The 15,036-nt window shown below is 74.9% G+C and carries 16 protein-coding genes and 1 pseudogene; 5 read left to right on the top strand and 12 right to left on the bottom strand.

Features of this window, described 5'->3' with window-relative positions; genetic code table 11:
• The 3 genes and pseudogenes from KME80_RS38825 to KME80_RS52275 form a co-directional block, all read left to right on the top strand.
• Nucleotides 1–576 (top strand): annotated as a pseudogene (locus tag KME80_RS38825) (hypothetical protein); the annotation flags it as partial.
• 10 nt (nucleotides 577–586) lie between these two features.
• Nucleotides 587–1,534 carry a Ppx/GppA family phosphatase gene (locus KME80_RS38820; protein ID WP_219513848.1) on the top strand — a complete coding sequence of 316 codons (948 nt, stop codon included), beginning with the start codon at nucleotides 587–589 and terminating at the stop codon, nucleotides 1,532–1,534.
• Nucleotides 1,535–1,613: 79 nt separating this feature from the next.
• A complete protein-coding gene (locus KME80_RS52275; protein WP_281427400.1) occupies nucleotides 1,614–1,748 on the top strand; it encodes a hypothetical protein in 135 nt (44 codons plus the stop codon).
• On the opposite strand, the gene KME80_RS38815 is transcribed toward KME80_RS52275, so the two are convergent.
• The 3 genes from KME80_RS38815 to KME80_RS38805 form a co-directional block, all read right to left on the bottom strand.
• Nucleotides 1,743–2,171, bottom strand: coding sequence for an ATP-binding protein (locus KME80_RS38815; RefSeq protein WP_219513846.1), 429 nt, complete (start codon nucleotides 2,169–2,171; stop codon nucleotides 1,743–1,745). The two genes, KME80_RS52275 and KME80_RS38815, sit on opposite strands and share 6 nt — an antisense overlap.
• Nucleotides 2,172–2,286: 115 nt before the next feature.
• Nucleotides 2,287–2,838 (bottom strand): TetR/AcrR family transcriptional regulator, encoded by a 552-nt coding sequence (locus KME80_RS38810; RefSeq protein WP_219513840.1) that lies wholly within the window; start codon nucleotides 2,836–2,838, stop codon nucleotides 2,287–2,289.
• Between the two features lie 83 nt (nucleotides 2,839–2,921).
• A complete protein-coding gene (locus KME80_RS38805) occupies nucleotides 2,922–3,236 on the bottom strand; it encodes an STAS domain-containing protein (RefSeq protein WP_219513838.1) in 315 nt (104 codons plus the stop codon).
• A gap of 66 nt (nucleotides 3,237–3,302) precedes the next feature.
• On the opposite strand from KME80_RS38805, the gene KME80_RS38800 reads away from it, so the two are divergent.
• Nucleotides 3,303–4,232, top strand: a complete 930-nt coding sequence (locus tag KME80_RS38800; protein ID WP_219513836.1) for a GNAT family N-acetyltransferase — start codon at nucleotides 3,303–3,305, stop codon at nucleotides 4,230–4,232.
• A gap of 17 nt (nucleotides 4,233–4,249) precedes the next feature.
• On the opposite strand, the gene KME80_RS38795 is transcribed toward KME80_RS38800, so the two are convergent.
• From KME80_RS38795 to KME80_RS38760, 8 genes are read right to left on the bottom strand one after another with little or no spacing between them, the layout of a single operon-like run.
• Nucleotides 4,250–5,542: an AAA family ATPase gene (locus KME80_RS38795; RefSeq protein WP_246646458.1), complete on the bottom strand. Its 1,293-nt coding sequence runs from the start codon at nucleotides 5,540–5,542 to the stop codon at nucleotides 4,250–4,252.
• The gene (locus KME80_RS38790) at nucleotides 5,539–6,966 is read right to left on the bottom strand and encodes a hypothetical protein (protein ID WP_219513832.1); all 1,428 of its coding nucleotides are present in this window, start codon (nucleotides 6,964–6,966) and stop codon (nucleotides 5,539–5,541) included. Before KME80_RS38790 ends, KME80_RS38795 begins: the two co-directional genes overlap by 4 nt.
• Nucleotides 6,963–8,060 (bottom strand): hypothetical protein, encoded by a 1,098-nt coding sequence (locus KME80_RS38785; RefSeq protein WP_219513830.1) that lies wholly within the window; start codon nucleotides 8,058–8,060, stop codon nucleotides 6,963–6,965. The genes KME80_RS38790 and KME80_RS38785 overlap by 4 nt, the downstream gene beginning before the upstream one ends.
• On the bottom strand, nucleotides 8,057–8,860 hold the full coding sequence (locus KME80_RS38780) for a hypothetical protein (RefSeq protein ID WP_219513828.1): 804 nt from the start codon (nucleotides 8,858–8,860) through the stop codon (nucleotides 8,057–8,059). Before KME80_RS38780 ends, KME80_RS38785 begins: the two co-directional genes overlap by 4 nt.
• 48 nt (nucleotides 8,861–8,908) lie before the next feature.
• Entirely contained in the window at nucleotides 8,909–10,312 is a 1,404-nt protein-coding gene (locus KME80_RS38775; protein WP_219513820.1) for a dihydrolipoyl dehydrogenase family protein, read from the bottom strand.
• Nucleotides 10,313–10,337: 25 nt separating this feature from the next.
• Nucleotides 10,338–11,027 carry a class I SAM-dependent methyltransferase gene (locus KME80_RS38770; protein ID WP_219513818.1) on the bottom strand — a complete coding sequence of 230 codons (690 nt, stop codon included), beginning with the start codon at nucleotides 11,025–11,027 and terminating at the stop codon, nucleotides 10,338–10,340.
• Between the two features lie 31 nt (nucleotides 11,028–11,058).
• On the bottom strand, nucleotides 11,059–11,856 hold the full coding sequence (locus tag KME80_RS38765; protein ID WP_219513816.1) for a phosphotransferase family protein: 798 nt from the start codon (nucleotides 11,854–11,856) through the stop codon (nucleotides 11,059–11,061).
• On the bottom strand, nucleotides 11,853–13,046 hold the full coding sequence (locus KME80_RS38760) for an acyl-CoA dehydrogenase family protein (protein ID WP_219513814.1): 1,194 nt from the start codon (nucleotides 13,044–13,046) through the stop codon (nucleotides 11,853–11,855). Before KME80_RS38760 ends, KME80_RS38765 begins: the two co-directional genes overlap by 4 nt.
• Before the next feature lie 61 nt (nucleotides 13,047–13,107).
• On the opposite strand from KME80_RS38760, the gene KME80_RS38755 reads away from it, so the two are divergent.
• Entirely contained in the window at nucleotides 13,108–13,470 is a 363-nt protein-coding gene (locus KME80_RS38755) for a DUF6285 domain-containing protein (RefSeq protein ID WP_219513812.1), read from the top strand.
• Nucleotides 13,471–13,480: 10 nt separating this feature from the next.
• On the opposite strand, the gene KME80_RS38750 is transcribed toward KME80_RS38755, so the two are convergent.
• The gene (locus KME80_RS38750) at nucleotides 13,481–15,016 is read right to left on the bottom strand and encodes an MFS transporter (protein ID WP_219513810.1); all 1,536 of its coding nucleotides are present in this window, start codon (nucleotides 15,014–15,016) and stop codon (nucleotides 13,481–13,483) included.
• Nucleotides 15,017–15,036: the final 20 nt, after the last annotated feature.

Genomic DNA, 15,036 nt, shown 5'->3' with positions numbered 1-15,036 from the left:
GCCCACCACCCGGGCCCACCCAGCACACCCGCCCACCCAGCCCCACCCGGGACTCCCGGAGAAGGGACCGCCGCCAGGGACGGGGCCGCCGCGGACGGGGCCGCCACCCACCCAGGCCCGTCCGGGGTCGACGGGGCGGGGGTGCGGGCGGCGGTGTTGGAGTCGGTGCGGTTGTGGCCCACCACGCTGGCGATCCTGCGCGACACGACCGGCCCCACCGAGTGGGGCGTCCCCGAAGGCAGCCTTGTGGCGATCTACAGCCCGTACGTGAACCGCGCCGAGGCAGGCGACCACTACCGCCCCGGCCTGTGGACCGGCGACGACGCCTGGGACGACGGCGAGCCGCTGGACGGCGGCGGCGCGTGGGCGGGCGGCGACGCGCGCACCGGGGTGCCGTTCAGCGCCGGGTTCGCCCGGTGCGCGGGCCGCGACCTGGTGCTGTTCACGGCGTCGAGCCTGCTGGGCGCGTTCCTGCGCGAGCGGGAGGTGTTCGCCTCGGTGCGCCTGGAGGGCGCGCTGCCCGCCTCGTTCGACCACACCGGGCTCCGCTTCGCCGTGCGACAAGGGGACCTGTAGCGTTCGTGCCATGCGACTCGGCGTGCTGGACATCGGCTCGAACACCGTCCATCTTCTCGTCGTGGACGCCCACCGGGGCGCCCGGCCGATTCCCGCCTTCTCCCACAAGGAGGAGCTGCGCCTGACCGAGCACCTCGACGAGCGCAACCACCTGTCGGGGGAGGGCGTCGAGCGGCTGGGCGCGTTCGTGGCGGAGGCCGTCCGGCTGGCCGAGGACAAGGGCGTGGAGGACCTGGTGGCCTTCGCCACCTCCGCCGTGCGTGAGGCGGCCAACGGCGATCAGGTGCTGGCCGAGATCGACGCGCGCTGCGGCGTGCACATCGAGGTGCTGTCGGGCCGCGACGAGGCGAGGCTGACGTTCCTGGCGGTGCGGCGCTGGTTCGGCTGGTCGTCGGGCCGGCTGCTGGCCTTCGACATCGGCGGCGGCTCGCTGGAGATCGCCTGCGGCGTCGACGAGGAGCCGGACGTGGCCGTGTCGCTGCCGCTCGGCGCGGGGCGGCTGACGCGTGACCGGCTGAGCGCCGACCCGCCCGGCGCCGACGAGGTGCGCGCGCTGCGCCGCCACGTACGGGCCGAGATCGCCCGCACGGTCGGCGACGTGGTCCGCTTCGGCGAGCCCAACCGGGCGGTGGCCACCTCCAAGACGTTCAAGCAGCTCGCCAGGATCGCCGGCGCGGCTCCCAGCAGCGAGGGCGTGTACGTGTCGCGTTCGCTGTCCCGGCAGGACATGGCCGACTGGGCGGTCAAGCTGACCACGATGGGCTCGCCGGAGCGCGCGGAGCTGTCGGGGGTGTCGGAGGGGCGGGCCATGCAGCTCGCGGCGGGCGCGATCGTCGCCGACGCGGTGATGGACCTGTTCGAGGTGGAGCGGCTGGAGGTGTGCCCGTGGGCGTTGCGCGAGGGGGTCATACTGCGCCGGCTCGACCTGCTGCCCGGCCGCCTCGACACCACCGAGTAAGGGCGAAATATCGTCATATAACGACCAACTGGCCGCGCTGAACTGCATCAAATGGTGTTATGCGGGCAATCGTTGCCAGATGTGGTCACTGCTCAGCGCGGTCGCGTCCCTGGCGATCGCCCTCTCCCTGTCGTTCCTGGCCGTGATCCTCATCTCGGTGGTCGTGCTCGTCTGGCTGGCGCTGCTGGCGAGCCTGACCGCCAGGGAGTCATGACGCCAGGAACTGCCCCGCCGCCCCCGGGCTGTAGCGCAGCCTCTTCTCCAGGCACACCACGGCGCCGTCCTCCGGCTTGTTGACGAACCGCACGTCGTCGGCCAGCGCCCGCATGATCTGCAGCCCCCGGCCGTGCTCCGCGCCCGGTTTCGGGGGCCGTACCGCCTCGGGGTCGAAGCCGTCGCCGGTGTCGATCACCCGGATCACGCACAGGTCGTCGCGCACGCCCGCGGTGACCGTGTACTCCTCGCTCGGCTCCGCGTGCCTGATCACGTTGGAGCACGCCTCGGAGAGCATGAGCTCGATGTCGTCGCGGATCTGCGGCTCGACGCCCAGCGACCGTAGCGTGCCGTCGAACAGCCGCCTGATCAGCGGAACGCTGGCCGCGTCCCTCGGCAGCCGGAGCGCTATCGTCGCCTCCACGGCGTCTCCTCCCGTCTCGACCGTGGAAGCCCTCTGCCCGTGATCCGGCGGCCCAATCCGCGCCCCCTGCCGGGTCAGGCGGCGACTCCCTGCTCGGGGCCGGAAAACCCGTTCGTCAGTCGGCCGGTTCCAGCAGTCGCAGCGCCACCTCCAGCGAGGCCGCGGCGGCCTCCTCCTCGCTCAGCGTGTCGTCGTGCCGGATCCACTTGGGCGCGTGCAGCGTGAACAGCGCCATCGACCGGCTGACCCGGGTGACCGCCGGGGTGCCCGGCTCGCTCATCGCCGCGACCATCTCCAGCAGCACCTCGCGCAGCCGCAGGATCTTCGGGTGGTCGCGCAGCGCGGTCTGGTTGCGCTCCAGGAACCGGGCGACCTCCAGGTAGCGCGGGTGGCGCAGCCGGTCGGCGTAGCGCAGCACCAGCTCGCGCCGCATCTGCGGGGTCTTCGGCTGCGCCCTGGCCCACTCCAGCAGCTCCTCCAGCTCGGCCACGCGCAGTTCGGCCAGGCTGGCGACGATGTCGTCCTTGGTCTTGAAGTGGTAGTAGAGGGCGGCCTTGGTGACGCCGAGCCGTTCGGCGATCTCCCGCAGCGAGGTCGCCTCGTAGCCCTGCTCGATGAAGAGGCCGAGCGCGATCTCCTGGATCCGGGACCGGGTGTCTTCCCGCAAAACGCACCTGTCTTGACTGTACGGGGGTGTTGGGGTCCCAGTTTAGGAGCCCAACTAGCCGGTCGGCAAGTAAGGAAGATCGGTCAGCCGGGCGGCAGGCCGAACAGCCGGTCCAGCGCCGTCATCTTGAGCAGCCCGCGCAGGTAGGGCGTCACCGCGACCAGGCGCAGCTCGGCGCCGCTGGCGCCGGCCCGCTGCCACAGCCGCACCAGCGCGGCCAGCCCGGAGGAGTCGACGAACGTCAGCCCCGACAGGTCCAGATCGAGGCGCTGCCAGCCGTCGGGCAGCTCGGCCAGCTCGCCGGCGGTGTCGTGGTCGAGCTCGCCGCTGAGCGCCACCCGCGTCGCCGTCGCGTCGAGCGCGACGACGTCCACGGTCAGCGGTGTCTTCTCGGACATCCTTCCAGATTAGACCCGCGACAAAATTGGGAGGCGGGCGGCACGCGACTTGTGCAGAATCACCGCATGCACACCCTCAGCCGGCCGCGTCCCGAGGACGCCGCCGCCATCCACGAGCTCGTCGCCGCGCGCGACGTGGCGGTGCTCGGCGTCCCCGACCTGACGCTCGACGACGTCCGGGGCGAGCTCGCCGAGCCCGCCTTCGACCTGGAGGCGGACGGCTGGCTGGCCCGCGACGCCGACGGGGGCCTGGACGGCTGGGCGTGGGCGTGCGCGCCCGGCGACGGCGACGTGGTCGACGTCGAGGTGGTCGTCCGCCCCGGCGTGACCGGGCTCGCCGAGCGGCTGTGGCCGCTGGTGCTCGGCCGCGCCGCCGAGCTGGGCCGCGCCCGCGGCCACGCGACGGCCTCCGCCTCCGTCGGCGTCTACCGCACCGACCAGCCCCAGCGGGCGCTCGTCCAGGGCTACGGCTTCGAGCCCGGCACCAGCTTCTACCGCATGCGCGCCGACTTCGACGGCCCGGTCGAGCCGCCGCCCGTGCCCGCCGGCGTCAGCCTGGAGACGGGGGAGAGCGACGACGTCCGCCGCCGGGCCCACCGCGTCCACCAGGACGGCTTCGCCGGCCACTACGGCTTCACCCCCACCGGCTACGACCAGTGGTACGAGCGCCGCCAGGCGCACGCCACCACCGACTGGAGCCAGCTCACGCTCGCCAGCGTCGGCGGCGAGCCCGCCGCCGTCTGCCTCGGCAACGACCAGTTCGCCGCCGACGAGGGCTGCGGCTACGTCGCCCTGCTCGCGGTGCTGCCCGCCTTCCGGGGCCGCGGCCTGGGCCGGTTCCTGCTGCGGCACGCCTTCGCCGCCGACGCCGCCCGCGGGCGCAAGGGCACGATCCTGCACGTCGACTCCAACAACACCACGCCCGCCCTGGGCCTGTACGAGTCGGCCGGCATGCGCCCCGTCCTGATCATCGACATGTGGCGGCGCACCGTCTGAACGTCGCGTGAAGGCGGTCAGACCCGGTGCCGCGCCAGGTGGTCCAGCACCGCCTGGTTGGCCTCCCAGCCGTCGGGGAACTTCACCGGCGCCCCCAGCCGCACCGGCTCGGCCGACGGATGGGCGTCGAGCAGCTCGGCGATGCCCGCCCTGGCCACGACCACGCAGGCGTGCCGGTGCCGCGACGCCAGCACGCACAGCCGCCCCGACTCCAGGTGGAACGCGGTGGCGTCGCGCCGCCCCGACAGCGGGTGCAGCACGATCGTCACGTCGTACTCGCGGCCCTGCAGCCGGTTGGCGGTGTCGACGGTGATCTCCGGCGGCAGCCCGGCCGCGCGGATCGCCGCCACCTGGTCGCGGTGCGCCGCGCCGACCGCGATCCGGTCGGCGGTCACCGGCCGCTCGCCCTGCTCCGAGCCCGCCACCGCGCCGCGCTGCAGCAGCCGGGCCGCCAGCAACGCCACCGCCTCGACGGCCTCGCCGTCGGTGCGCACGGTGTGCCGGTTCGGCAGCTCCAGCAGCGCCCACCCGGAGCGGGCGGCCTCCTCCAGCGCCCGGTCGTGCACGGTGCCCATGCCGCCGGTGGTCAGCTCCAGCCGCCGCTCGCCCGGCCCGGTGCCGGAGCGGAACCCGGTGAACGGGTAGAACGCCCGCGACACCACCGGCGCCGCCGACGCGGGCAGCCGCCACGACACCGGCAGCCGGTGCACCGGCAGGTCGGGGTTGTGCCGCAGCAGCACCGACACCGCGCTCTGCAGCGGGTCCCACGACAGCCCCGACCACCGGTCGCCGTCGACGACGGAGAACGGGTCGAGCTGCCCCGGGTCGCCCACGAACAGCGCCCGGTCGAACAGGGCGGCGATGCGCAGCAGCTTGTCCGAGCGCATCTGGTACGCCTCGTCGACGATCGCCCACGGCCAGGTCCGGCCCGCGATCCACGCCCACTTGTCGGCGGTGGCGATGACGATGTCCGGGTCGCCCAGGTCCTGCACGCGGGTGCCGACGGTGACGCCGGGCAGGTCGAGCAGCCGCGCCGGGGTCACGTAGCCGCCCGCCGACAGCCGGCCGACGGTCAGGTGCGGGTGCTTGTCGCACAGCCGGGTCACCAGGTCGTCGACCTGCTCGTTGGTCTGCGCGACGATCATCAGCGGCTCGCCGGTCGCGGCGATGTGCGCGGCGGCCCGTACGACGAGGGTGGACTTGCCCGCGCCCGGCGGCGAGTCGACCACCACGCCCCGGTGGCGCGGCAGGTCGGCGAGCACGGCCGTGATGACCTGCTCGGGCGTGAGCTCGGGAGCGGCCTGCGTCATGACCATTCCTCCACGGCGTCCTCGTCGGCGGGCACGTAGGCGGGCGGCGGGCCGCCGTGGGTCCACGGCGTGGCCTCGGCCTCCGGCAGCGCGGGCGCGCCCTGGAAGTCGTCGGTGAGCGAGGTGTAGCAGACCCGCTCGCCGGGCTCGGGCACCGCGCCGGGCGTCGGCGTCCGGCCCCGCCCCATGCCCTTGGTGATCTTGAGGGTGACCAGGCCGCCGTCCGCCGACACCAGCTCCGCGCCCTGCCCGCGCCGCTGCGGCGTGCCCAGCGACGTGCCGGGCGGGATCCGTACCGGATCGTCGGTCTTGACCACCACGAGCGGGCGCAGCTTGCGCGAGCGGCCCTCGCCCTCGGTGTTGTCCGGGACGGTCTCGACGACCTCGCCCGCGAACGCCTCACCGGTCAGCCGGTATTCGGCCATGACGAGCGGGTCGTCGTAGGCGCGCTGCACGTCGTAGGCCGCCTGGGCGCGTTCCATGCGCGCCAGGCGGGCGGCGGCGGCCACCGCGCCGTCGCGCCGCGCCTGCGGCGGCGCGCCCTCCTCGATCTGCGCCGCCATGCCGCTGAACGAGGCCCGGTCCTGCTCCCACCGCTGGGCGACGCCCGCGCCGGGCTCCAGCGCGCGCAGCAGGTCGACCGCCTGCCACATGAGCCGCCAGGTGGGGGCGAGCTGCGTGCGCAGCGCCTCGGTGACGCGCTCGGCGGACTCGCTCTCCATCGCCGGCGCCAGCACCTCGGCGTCGAACCCGGGGTCGGTCGCCGGGCCGGCCGGCGGCCAGACCAGCGGGTCCTCCGCCTCGTCCGACGGCCCGGTGGTGATCCAGGCGACCAGCGCCGCCAGGTTGGCGTCCTCCAGCGCGCTCTGCCCGCTCGCCCAGTGGCGGGCCAGCTCCTCCGTCGCGGCCATCGCCAGCGACGAGCCCGGGTACGCGGCCCGCTCGGCGAAGTACGTCAGCCACCGGCCCAGCAGCGGCACCCCCTGCGGCACCGGGTAGGGTCCGTCGGTGCGGCGGAAGCGGGTGGAGCGGCCCAGCAGCCGGGTGAACGCCACGCCCGCCCGGTTCGGCAGCAGCAGCTGCGGCGCGTCCAGCGCCCGCTCGTACGGGTCGGCGTTGCGGCGCTCGACCGTCTCCGTGCTGCCGAGGAAGCTCTCCACGTACGGCACCAGCACCCCGGCCAGCTCGGCGGCCCAGGCGAAACGCAGGTCGCGGTTGCGCGGCTGGGTCACCACCAGCAGCCGCGGCGCGTCCCGGTCGGTGCCGAGCATGGCGGCCAGCGGCGCGGCGGCCTCCCCGGCGAGCTTCAGCGGGATGAACACCATCGGCCGCTCGGACAGGTGGCAGTGGCGCACGGTCGCGATCGGCTGCGCCCGGCCCGCTTCCACGGCCCGCAGCCGGGCCAGCGAGGTGAGCAGGCTCACGTCAGGCACTCCCTGCGCAGCCGCTCGGCGCCGCGCAGCAGGCGGGCGATCTCCTCCTGGCCCTCGGCCGGGGCGCGCGCCCCGTCGGCCAGCGCCAGCGCCTCGCCCACCGAGGCGACGCCGCCGAGCTCGTCGCGGACGTGCCGGCCCAGCAGGTCGGAGGCGCCCTCCTGGCGGGCCTCGTCCCGGCAGAAGAAGCACAGGTCGCAGGTGGACAGGCAGTCGGGCGCGTAGCGGGCCGCCGCCCCGCGCACCGCGTCGGCCAGCTCGGCCACCGGCCGCGACGGCAGCCCGTCCTCGTCCGGCATCAGGTCGAACGTGAGCCCGTCGGGCAGCGCGTCGATCAGCCGGTCCAGGTCCGTCATGCGGGCGAGCTGGCGGCGCAGCACCGCGAGCTGGCGGCGCACGTCCACCAGCGTCGCCACCGGCCGGTTGGCGAAGTTCTCCGGGCAGACCAGCACCACCTCGTGCGAGACCCGCAGCGGGTCGTGCCCCAGCTCCTCCAGCAGCCCGCGCAGCGCCAGCACGTAGACGGCCGCCTGCCGCGCCGCCGCCGCGGCCGCCGCCGGGTCGGCCTGCCCGTCGATCACCGCGAACGACTTGATCTCCACGATGTGGAAGCGCCCGCCGAGCTGGAAGGCCACCACGTCCGGCTCCAGGTAGGCGGTGTGCCCGGCGATCTCCAGTGTGAACAGCGGATGGTCGTAGACGGTGCCCGCGTCCTCCTCGCGCACCGCGCGGTCGATCAGCGCGCGCGTGTGGGTGTGGCGCAGGTGCGCGCCGACGTTCTCCACGTCGTGGTAGGCCACCTCGGCGATCGGCAGGCCGAGCAGCTCGCGCAGCATCCGCAGCAGCTCGGCGCACCCGTCGGCCTTCACCAGCGCCTCGAACGCGTTGCCGCGCGTGATCGCGAACGGCGACTGCCCGAACGGCGCGGGGAAGCCCAGGTGGCGGGCGGCGGCGCCCTTGTCGATCCCGGCGCCGTCCATCAGCGCCCGGCGGGTGCAGCCGGGGTTGGCCGCCAGCGCGGCGATCGCCCGCGCGTCATGCGGCTTCGGCGGCGTGGTGCCGCGCAACGCGTCAAGCCGGTTCATCGTTCTCCTGATCTTGCGACGGTGTTCAGCGTAGCGGCGCCGAACAGCCTTGCCACGTCACCGAGCTGGGATGTCGCGCGACCGGCCAGCTCCGCCCGGTCCAGCGCGTCGCGTTCGGCGTGCACGGCCAGCTCCCGCCGGGCCGCGTCGGCCACCCGCGCCGGGTCGGGCGGGCCGAGCCCGTCGCCGCCCGCGCCCGGGATGTTGCGCGCCATCCTGGCCAGCAGCCGCTCGCCCTCCGGCGGCGCCTGGCCGAGCCCGGCCAGGTGGGCGGCGATCCGGGCGGCGCCGGTCAGGAAGTCGACCCTCGGGCTGAGCGGCCCGACCACCCGGCGCTCCACCGGCCAGGTGCTGAGCGTGAGCAGGGCGCGCGCGGGGGAGAGGCGGTCGGTCAGGGCCGCGCACAGGTAGTACGGCCTGCCGTACGGCGAGGAGCGGAACGAGCGCTCCTCGTCGCGGCGCAGGCTGGTGAGCTGGGCGCTGCGGATCGTGCCGGCGAAGAACGCCTGGCTCACGGTGACGATGAGCCGCGGCTGCGCGGGCGCGTCGAGCAGCGCCAGCGCCTGGTGGACCTGCTCGCGCACGGTGACCAGCCGCAGCCCGTCGCCGCGCCCCTTCGCCGGGCCGCTCCGCGCGGGCTCGCCGGGGGTGCTGACCAGGGCGTCCCAGGCGCGCTCGGCGGCACGCAGCTCGGCGCGGAGCCCGCGCGCCGTGGCCGTGTCCCGGACGCGCATCGCCGTACGGACACCGGCCCGGAGCTCGTCGATCCGCCTTTCGAGATCGTCCAGCCGGTCACTCATGGCGCGACTGTAGCAAGAGTTCCAGTAATCTCCAGCAATTTCAGGACATCAGAGGCCGTACGCCTCCAGCAGCCGCAACCACACCTCGCTCACCGTCGGGAACGACGGCACCGCGTGCCACAGCCGCTCCAGCGGCACCTCGGCGGTCACCGCGACCGTCGCCGCGTGCAGCAGCTCGGCCGTGCCCAGCCCGGCGAACGTGACGCCGAGCAGCACCCGCCGGTCCTCGTCCACGACCGCCTTGGCCCGCCCCCGGTAGCCGTCGCCCAGCAGGTAGGCGCCCGCGACCGAGGCCAGGTCGTACTCCACCGCCCGCACCCGGAACCCGTCACGCCGGGCGGCGGCCTCGGTCCGGCCGACGGAGCACACCTGCGGATCGGTGAACACGACCTGCGGCGCCCCGAAGCCGTCGGCGCTCGCCCGCAGCGAAGGCAGGTCGTCCGGCTCGCCCTTGGCGCGGGCGGCGATCACGTCACCGCACACCCGGCCCTGGTACTTGCCCATGTGGGTGAGCAGGTTGCGCCCGTTGACGTCGCCGACCGCGTACAGCCAGTCCAGGCCGGGCACCCGCAGGCTGTCGTCCACCTCGACCGGCCCGTCGGCCAGCCCGACGCTGTCCAGCCCGAGCCCCGCGGTCGCCGCCCGGCGGCCGGTGGCCACCAGCAGCTCGTCGGCCTCCAGCGGCGGGCCTTCCGCCAGATGCACGGTCACCGGGCCGCCCGGCACCGGCCGCTCGACCCGGGCCGCCTCGGCGCCGGTGCGCACGTCGATGCCGGACGCGGCGAACGACGCGGCCACCAGCTCGCCGGCGAACGGCTCCATCCGCTCCAGCAGCGAGCCGCCGCGCACCAGCACGGTCGTCCGGCGGGCGCCGAGCCCGTGCATGGCCTGGGCCATCTCGCACGCCACCACGCCGCCGCCGATGACCACCAGCCGCTCGGGCACGGACGTGGCCGCGGTCACCTCGTGGCTGGTCCACGGCTTCGCCTCGCGCAGGCCGGGCACCGGCGGCACCGACGCCGTCGTGCCCGTGGCCAGCACCACGGCGTGCCGCGCGGTCAGCATCCGCTCCCCGCCGCCGGGCGTGGCGACCCGCACCCGCTTGGGGCCGTCGAGCCGGCCGCGCCCGCGCACGTACGCGGCCGGCAGGCCCTCGATCCAGCCGACCTGGCCGGAGTCGTCGTAGCGGGACACCGCCTCGTCACGGCGCGCCAGCACGGCGGCGGCGTCGATCGGGCCCAGCGTCAGGCCGGGCACCCGCCCGGCCTCGCCGGCCAGCTCCACCGGCCGCAGCAGCGCCTTGCTGGGGATGCACGCCCAGTAGGAGCACTCACCGCCCGCCAGCCGGTCCTCCACGATCGCCGCCGACAGCCCGCCGCGCACCGCCCGGTCCGCCACGTTCTCGCCGGCCGGACCGGCGCCGATCACGATGACGTCGTACTCCTCGGACATGACCACCTCCAGAGCGCCCAGTCTTTCAGGCGTCCGGCACCGCCTTCAGCCAGGCCCGGTCCTCGGTGAGGAACCGGTCCAGCCGCAGCCCCGCCTCCGCCAGCGCCTCGGCCAGCCGCTCGTCCGTCAGCATGCGGGAGGTGAACGACTGCGTCCACACGCGCCCCTCGTGCGAGTAGCGCATGGTGGCGTTGACGACGCCGGGCGCGACCTCCTCCTGGGCCGCCAGCTCCAGCCGCAGGCCGCCGTCCGTGGTGCGGCCCTGGCCGACGGCCGCCTTGCCGTGCCGCTCCGGCGGCGTCCACTGGATCAGCACCGACCCGCCGGGCGCCACGTGCCGCGCGCACGTCTCCAGCAGCCCCCGCCGGTCCTGGTCGTCGGCGGTGTGCACGAGGTGCGAGGCCAGCAGCACGCCGTCGAAGCGCCGCCCGAGATCCAGGTCCTGGATGCGCGAGCGCACGGTCCGCGCGCCGCGCACGTGCTCCAGCATCTCGGCCGACTCGTCCACCGCGACGACCTCGTAGCCGAGCTCGATCAGCGGGTGCGCGATCCGGCCGACGCCCGCGCCCAGGTCCAGGACCGACCCGCCGGAGGGCACCACCCCGGAGATGATCTCCGGTTCACCGTTGGCGCCCATCAGCAGGTAGAAGGAGACGGGCGAGCCGTCGGGGGTGATCGAGCCGGTTCCGGTGCCGCTGTTCGGGATGATCGCCATGATCCGACGCTAACCGAGCGCCTCACCGCTGTCAGTCCAGCATCCGCAGAAGGTCCCACTCGTTCTCGCACACGCGCCGCCCGATCGCCGCCAGCTCCACCGACCGCTCGCCGCCGCGCAGGTGCCGCATCGCCTGCATCACGCAGATGACACCCCACTTCAGCACCCCGAACGTCTCCCACCAGCGCAGCGCGTCCCGGTCGACGGGCCGCCCTCCCGCCCGCTCGTACGCGCCGATCAGCTCGTCGTAGTGGCCGAACCCGCCCACCGGCGGCGCCGCGCCGAACCGCCACGCCCGGACGCACAGCCAGCCCAGGTCCTCCAGGGGGTCGCCGGCGTGGGCGAGCTCCCAGTCGAGCACAGCCCGCAGCCCCTCGGGGCCGACGACCAGGTTGCCGTTGCGGAAGTCGCCGTGCACCAGCACGCGCCCGGCGGGGGCGGGACGGGTGCCCGCCAGCCGCCGGAAGGCCAGCTCGAACACCGGGTGCGGCTGCCCGGTGAGGTCGAGCAGGTCCCGCCACCGGCGCAGCGGGTCGGCCGCCTCGCCGCCGGGCACCGGCACCCCGGCCCGGCCGGCCTGCCGCATCAGCTCCGCCTCCCCGCGCAGCCCGCCCTCCAGCTCGCCGCCCAGGCCGCCCTCCGGTCCGGGACCGGAGGCCAGCCGCAGCACCAGCGCGTGCCGCCGCCCGGCGGCGTCGGCCACGTCCACGGACCACGTCTCCCGCGACGCCCCGCCGGACAGCCTCGCCCGCGCCACCACCCGCGCCGCGCCGCCGAACACCTCACGGACGACGCCGCCGGGACCGGTCGTCTCCCGGCCGTCCGTCACCGGAGCCCGAACTCCCACGTGCCGCCCGCCGCGTACACGCCGAGCACCCGCCGCCCCACCGAGTCGATGTGCACCTCGTCCGGCCCGTCGTAGATCCGCCCGGCCCGCGCGTGCCGGTACATCCGGTCCAGCGGCGTGTCCGGCGTGAGCCCCGCCGCCCCGTGCACCTGGATGGCCCGGTCGATCACGTTGTGCAGCATCCGGGCGCCCACCACCTTGATCGCGCCGATCTCCACCCGCGCGTCGCCCCCCGAGTCGACCACCTCGGCCGCGTGCAGGGTGAGCAGCCGAGCCGCCTGGATCTCGGCGTAGGAGTCGAAGACGTGCTCGCGCATGAGCTGCTTCTTGGCCAGCGGCTCGCTGAACGCGGTCCGCTCGTGCAGCCGGCGGCACATCAGGTCGAAGGCCCGCTGCGCCTGCCCGAGCCACCGCATGCAGTGGAAGATCCGCCCCGGCCCGAGCCGCCGCTGCGCGATCACGAACCCCTGCCCCCTGGCCCCGAGCAGGTTGCCCGCCGGCACCCGCACGTCCTCGTAGCGCACCTCGCAGTGCGCCCCGCCGAGCCCCAGCACCGGCGTCTCGCGCACGATGTTGTAGCCGGGCGTCGCGGTCGGCACCAGGATCATGGAGAAGGCCAGGTGCGGCGGCGCCTGGTCGTCCTCGGTCCGGCACATCACGGTCGTGTACGCGGCCTGCGAGGCGCCGGTGGTGAACCACTTGTGCCCGTTGATCACCCATTCGCCGCCGTCGAGCACCGCCGTGGTCATGATCTGCGTGGGGTCGCTGCTGGACACGTCGGGCTCGGTCATCGCGAAGCTGGGCGAGATGTCGCCGCGCACCAGCGGCATCAGGTAGCGCTCCCGCTGCTCGGCCGAGGCGTGCTCGTGCAGCATCAGCGAGTCCTGCAAGGTGTACGAGCCCAGCACGAGCTGCCCGAACTCGCTGCGCCCCTGCACCTCGTTCACGTACACGTAGTCGAGGAACGGCAGCCCGCCGCCGCCCAGCTCGCGCGGGTGGCCGAGCGCCCACAGGCCCTCCTTCTTGGCCTCCTCGCGCAGCTCGCGCAGGGTCGCCGCGGCCGCCTCCCCGCCCTCGTGCAGCACCCGCTCCGACGGCTCGACCCGCTCGGTCATGAACGCGTGGACGGCGTCGCGGACCGGCCGGACGCTGTCGGGTACGGCGAAGCTCATGGCCCGATCCCAGCCGAAAACGGTTGCGGGGTCAACGGCCCGGTCCGGGAGAATGCGGGTCATGACAGGTGATGGGCGCGGCCCGCACGACGCCCCCTCGACCGCCGAGCTGGTCGCCGCCGTGCGCGAGTTCCTGACCGCCGACGTGCTGCCCGCCGTCGAGGGCCGTACGCGCTTCCACGCGCGGGTCGCGGTCAACGTGCTCGCCATGGTCGAGCGTGAGCTGCTGCTGGGCCCGGCGCAGGCGGACGAGCACGCCGCCCGCCTGGCGGAGCTCGGCGTGGGCGACGACGCCGAGCTGGCGCGGGCCGTGCGGGAGGGCCGCTTCGACGGCGACGACCGGCGGGCGGAGCTGACCGAGCTCCTGACCCGCGCGGTGCGCGCCAAGCTGGACGTCGCCAACCCCGGCTACCCGGCCGGCTGAGCGACGCCGGTCACCCCTGCCCCGGCGGCGGCTGCCGCAGCAGCGCGACGGCGGCGACCGCCAGCACCGTCACGACGGCGGCCGCGATCCCGGCCGCCAGGTTCAGCCCGTCGGTGAACGCCTCCCGGGCCCGCTCCAGCACCTGGGCGGCCACCGGGCCCGGCAGGTCCGCGGCCACCGCTCCGGCGAGCGTGTCGCGCACGGTCTCCGCCACCGGCCCCGGGAGGCTCCCCGGCAGCGTGCCGCCGAGCTCGCCCCGGTAGACGGCGGTGACGGCGCTGCCCAGCCCGGCGACGCCCAGCGCGATGCCGAACTCCATGCCCGTCTCCGACATCGCCGCGGCCGACCCGGCCCGGTCCGGCGGCGCCGAGCCGACCACCAGGTCCGTGCCGAGCGCCATCAGCGGCCCGATGCCGGTGTAGACGAGCACGAACCCGGTCACCAGCAGCGGCAGGTCGCCGGTCCCGACCTGGCTGATCATCACGTACCCCGGCGCCGAGAGCAGCAGCGCGCCGCCGAGGACGTACCCGGGACGCAGCCGCCGGGTGAGTGTGGGCGTCAGCGAGGAAGCTGCGGTCACCGCCACGGCCGCGGGCAGCAGCCACAGGCCCGCGACGATCGGCGAGAGCCCTGCCACGAGCTGGAGATACTGCGTGACGAACAGGTACAGCCCGCCCATCAGGCCGAGGCCGAGCAGCAGCACCAGCAGCGCGGCGCTGAACGCCCGGTTCGCGAACAGCCGCAGGTCCAGCAGCGGATCGGCCAGCCGGCGCTGGCGCAGCACGAACAGCGCGCCGAAGACCACCCCGGCCAGGACCGTCCCGGCCGCCAGCGGGCCGGGCCCGTGCTCGGCCAGATGCTTGACCCCGTAGATCACCGGCAGCACCGTGAGCAGGGACAGCACCACGCTGGCCAGGTCGATCCGGCCCGCCTCCGGGTCCCGGTACTCGGGCAGCAGCAGCGGCGCCGCCACCAGGAGCAGCGCCATCACCGGCAGCGCGAGCAGGAACACCGAACCCCACCAGAACCACTCCAGCAGCGCCCCGCCCAGGACCGGGCCGACGGCGACGCCGACGGAGAAGCAGGTCACCCACACGCTGATGGCGACCCCGCGCTGCCGGGGGTCCTTGAACATGGTGCTGATCAGCGCCAGCGTCGAGGGCATCAGCGTCGCGCCGGCGATGCCGAGCAGCGCGCGGGCCGCGATCAGCATCTCCGGGCTGGTGGACACGGCGGCCAGGGCCGAGGCGAGACCGAAGCCGAGCGCCCCGGCCATCAGGAGCCTGCGGCGGCCGATCCGGTCGCCGAGCCTGCCCATGGTCACCAGGAAACCGGCGATCATGAAGCCGTAGACGTCGACGGCCCACAGCAGTTCGGCGCCGGTGGGCTCCAGGTCCGCGCCGAGGTGGGGGACCGCCAGGTTCAGCACGGTCGCGTCCAGGGCCAGCAGGACGGTGGGCAGCGTGAGCACGAAGAGCCCCAGCCACTCCCGGGGCCCTGCCCTGAGGTCCGCCGGGGCGGGGGACACGGGGGACACGCTCGTCATGGAAGATCCTTCGTGGTCGT

This window comes from Nonomuraea ceibae (assembly GCF_019396325.1).
Lineage (GTDB): Bacteria > Actinomycetota > Actinomycetes > Streptosporangiales > Streptosporangiaceae > Nonomuraea > Nonomuraea ceibae.
This window is presented reverse-complemented; position numbering and strand designations above follow the sequence as displayed.

What these genes read in the sequence shown, in the direction of transcription:
- KME80_RS38820 (WP_219513848.1), top strand. Translation starts at nt 587, where the DNA reads ATGCGACTCGGCGTGCTGGACATCGGCTCGAACACCGTCCATCTTCTC.
- KME80_RS52275 (WP_281427400.1), top strand. Translation starts at nt 1,614, where the DNA reads ATGTGGTCACTGCTCAGCGCGGTCGCGTCCCTGGCGATCGCCCTCTCC.
- KME80_RS38805 (WP_219513838.1), bottom strand. Translation starts at nt 3,236, where the DNA reads ATGTCCGAGAAGACACCGCTGACCGTGGACGTCGTCGCGCTCGACGCG.
- KME80_RS38800 (WP_219513836.1), top strand. Translation starts at nt 3,303, where the DNA reads ATGCACACCCTCAGCCGGCCGCGTCCCGAGGACGCCGCCGCCATCCAC.
- KME80_RS38795 (WP_246646458.1), bottom strand. Translation starts at nt 5,542, where the DNA reads ATGACGCAGGCCGCTCCCGAGCTCACGCCCGAGCAGGTCATCACGGCC.
- KME80_RS38785 (WP_219513830.1), bottom strand. Translation starts at nt 8,060, where the DNA reads ATGAACCGGCTTGACGCGTTGCGCGGCACCACGCCGCCGAAGCCGCAT.
- KME80_RS38780 (WP_219513828.1), bottom strand. Translation starts at nt 8,860, where the DNA reads ATGAGTGACCGGCTGGACGATCTCGAAAGGCGGATCGACGAGCTCCGG.
- KME80_RS38775 (WP_219513820.1), bottom strand. Translation starts at nt 10,312, where the DNA reads ATGTCCGAGGAGTACGACGTCATCGTGATCGGCGCCGGTCCGGCCGGC.
- KME80_RS38770 (WP_219513818.1), bottom strand. Translation starts at nt 11,027, where the DNA reads ATGGCGATCATCCCGAACAGCGGCACCGGAACCGGCTCGATCACCCCC.
- KME80_RS38760 (WP_219513814.1), bottom strand. Translation starts at nt 13,046, where the DNA reads ATGAGCTTCGCCGTACCCGACAGCGTCCGGCCGGTCCGCGACGCCGTC.
- KME80_RS38755 (WP_219513812.1), top strand. Translation starts at nt 13,108, where the DNA reads ATGACAGGTGATGGGCGCGGCCCGCACGACGCCCCCTCGACCGCCGAG.
- KME80_RS38750 (WP_219513810.1), bottom strand. Translation starts at nt 15,016, where the DNA reads ATGACGAGCGTGTCCCCCGTGTCCCCCGCCCCGGCGGACCTCAGGGCA.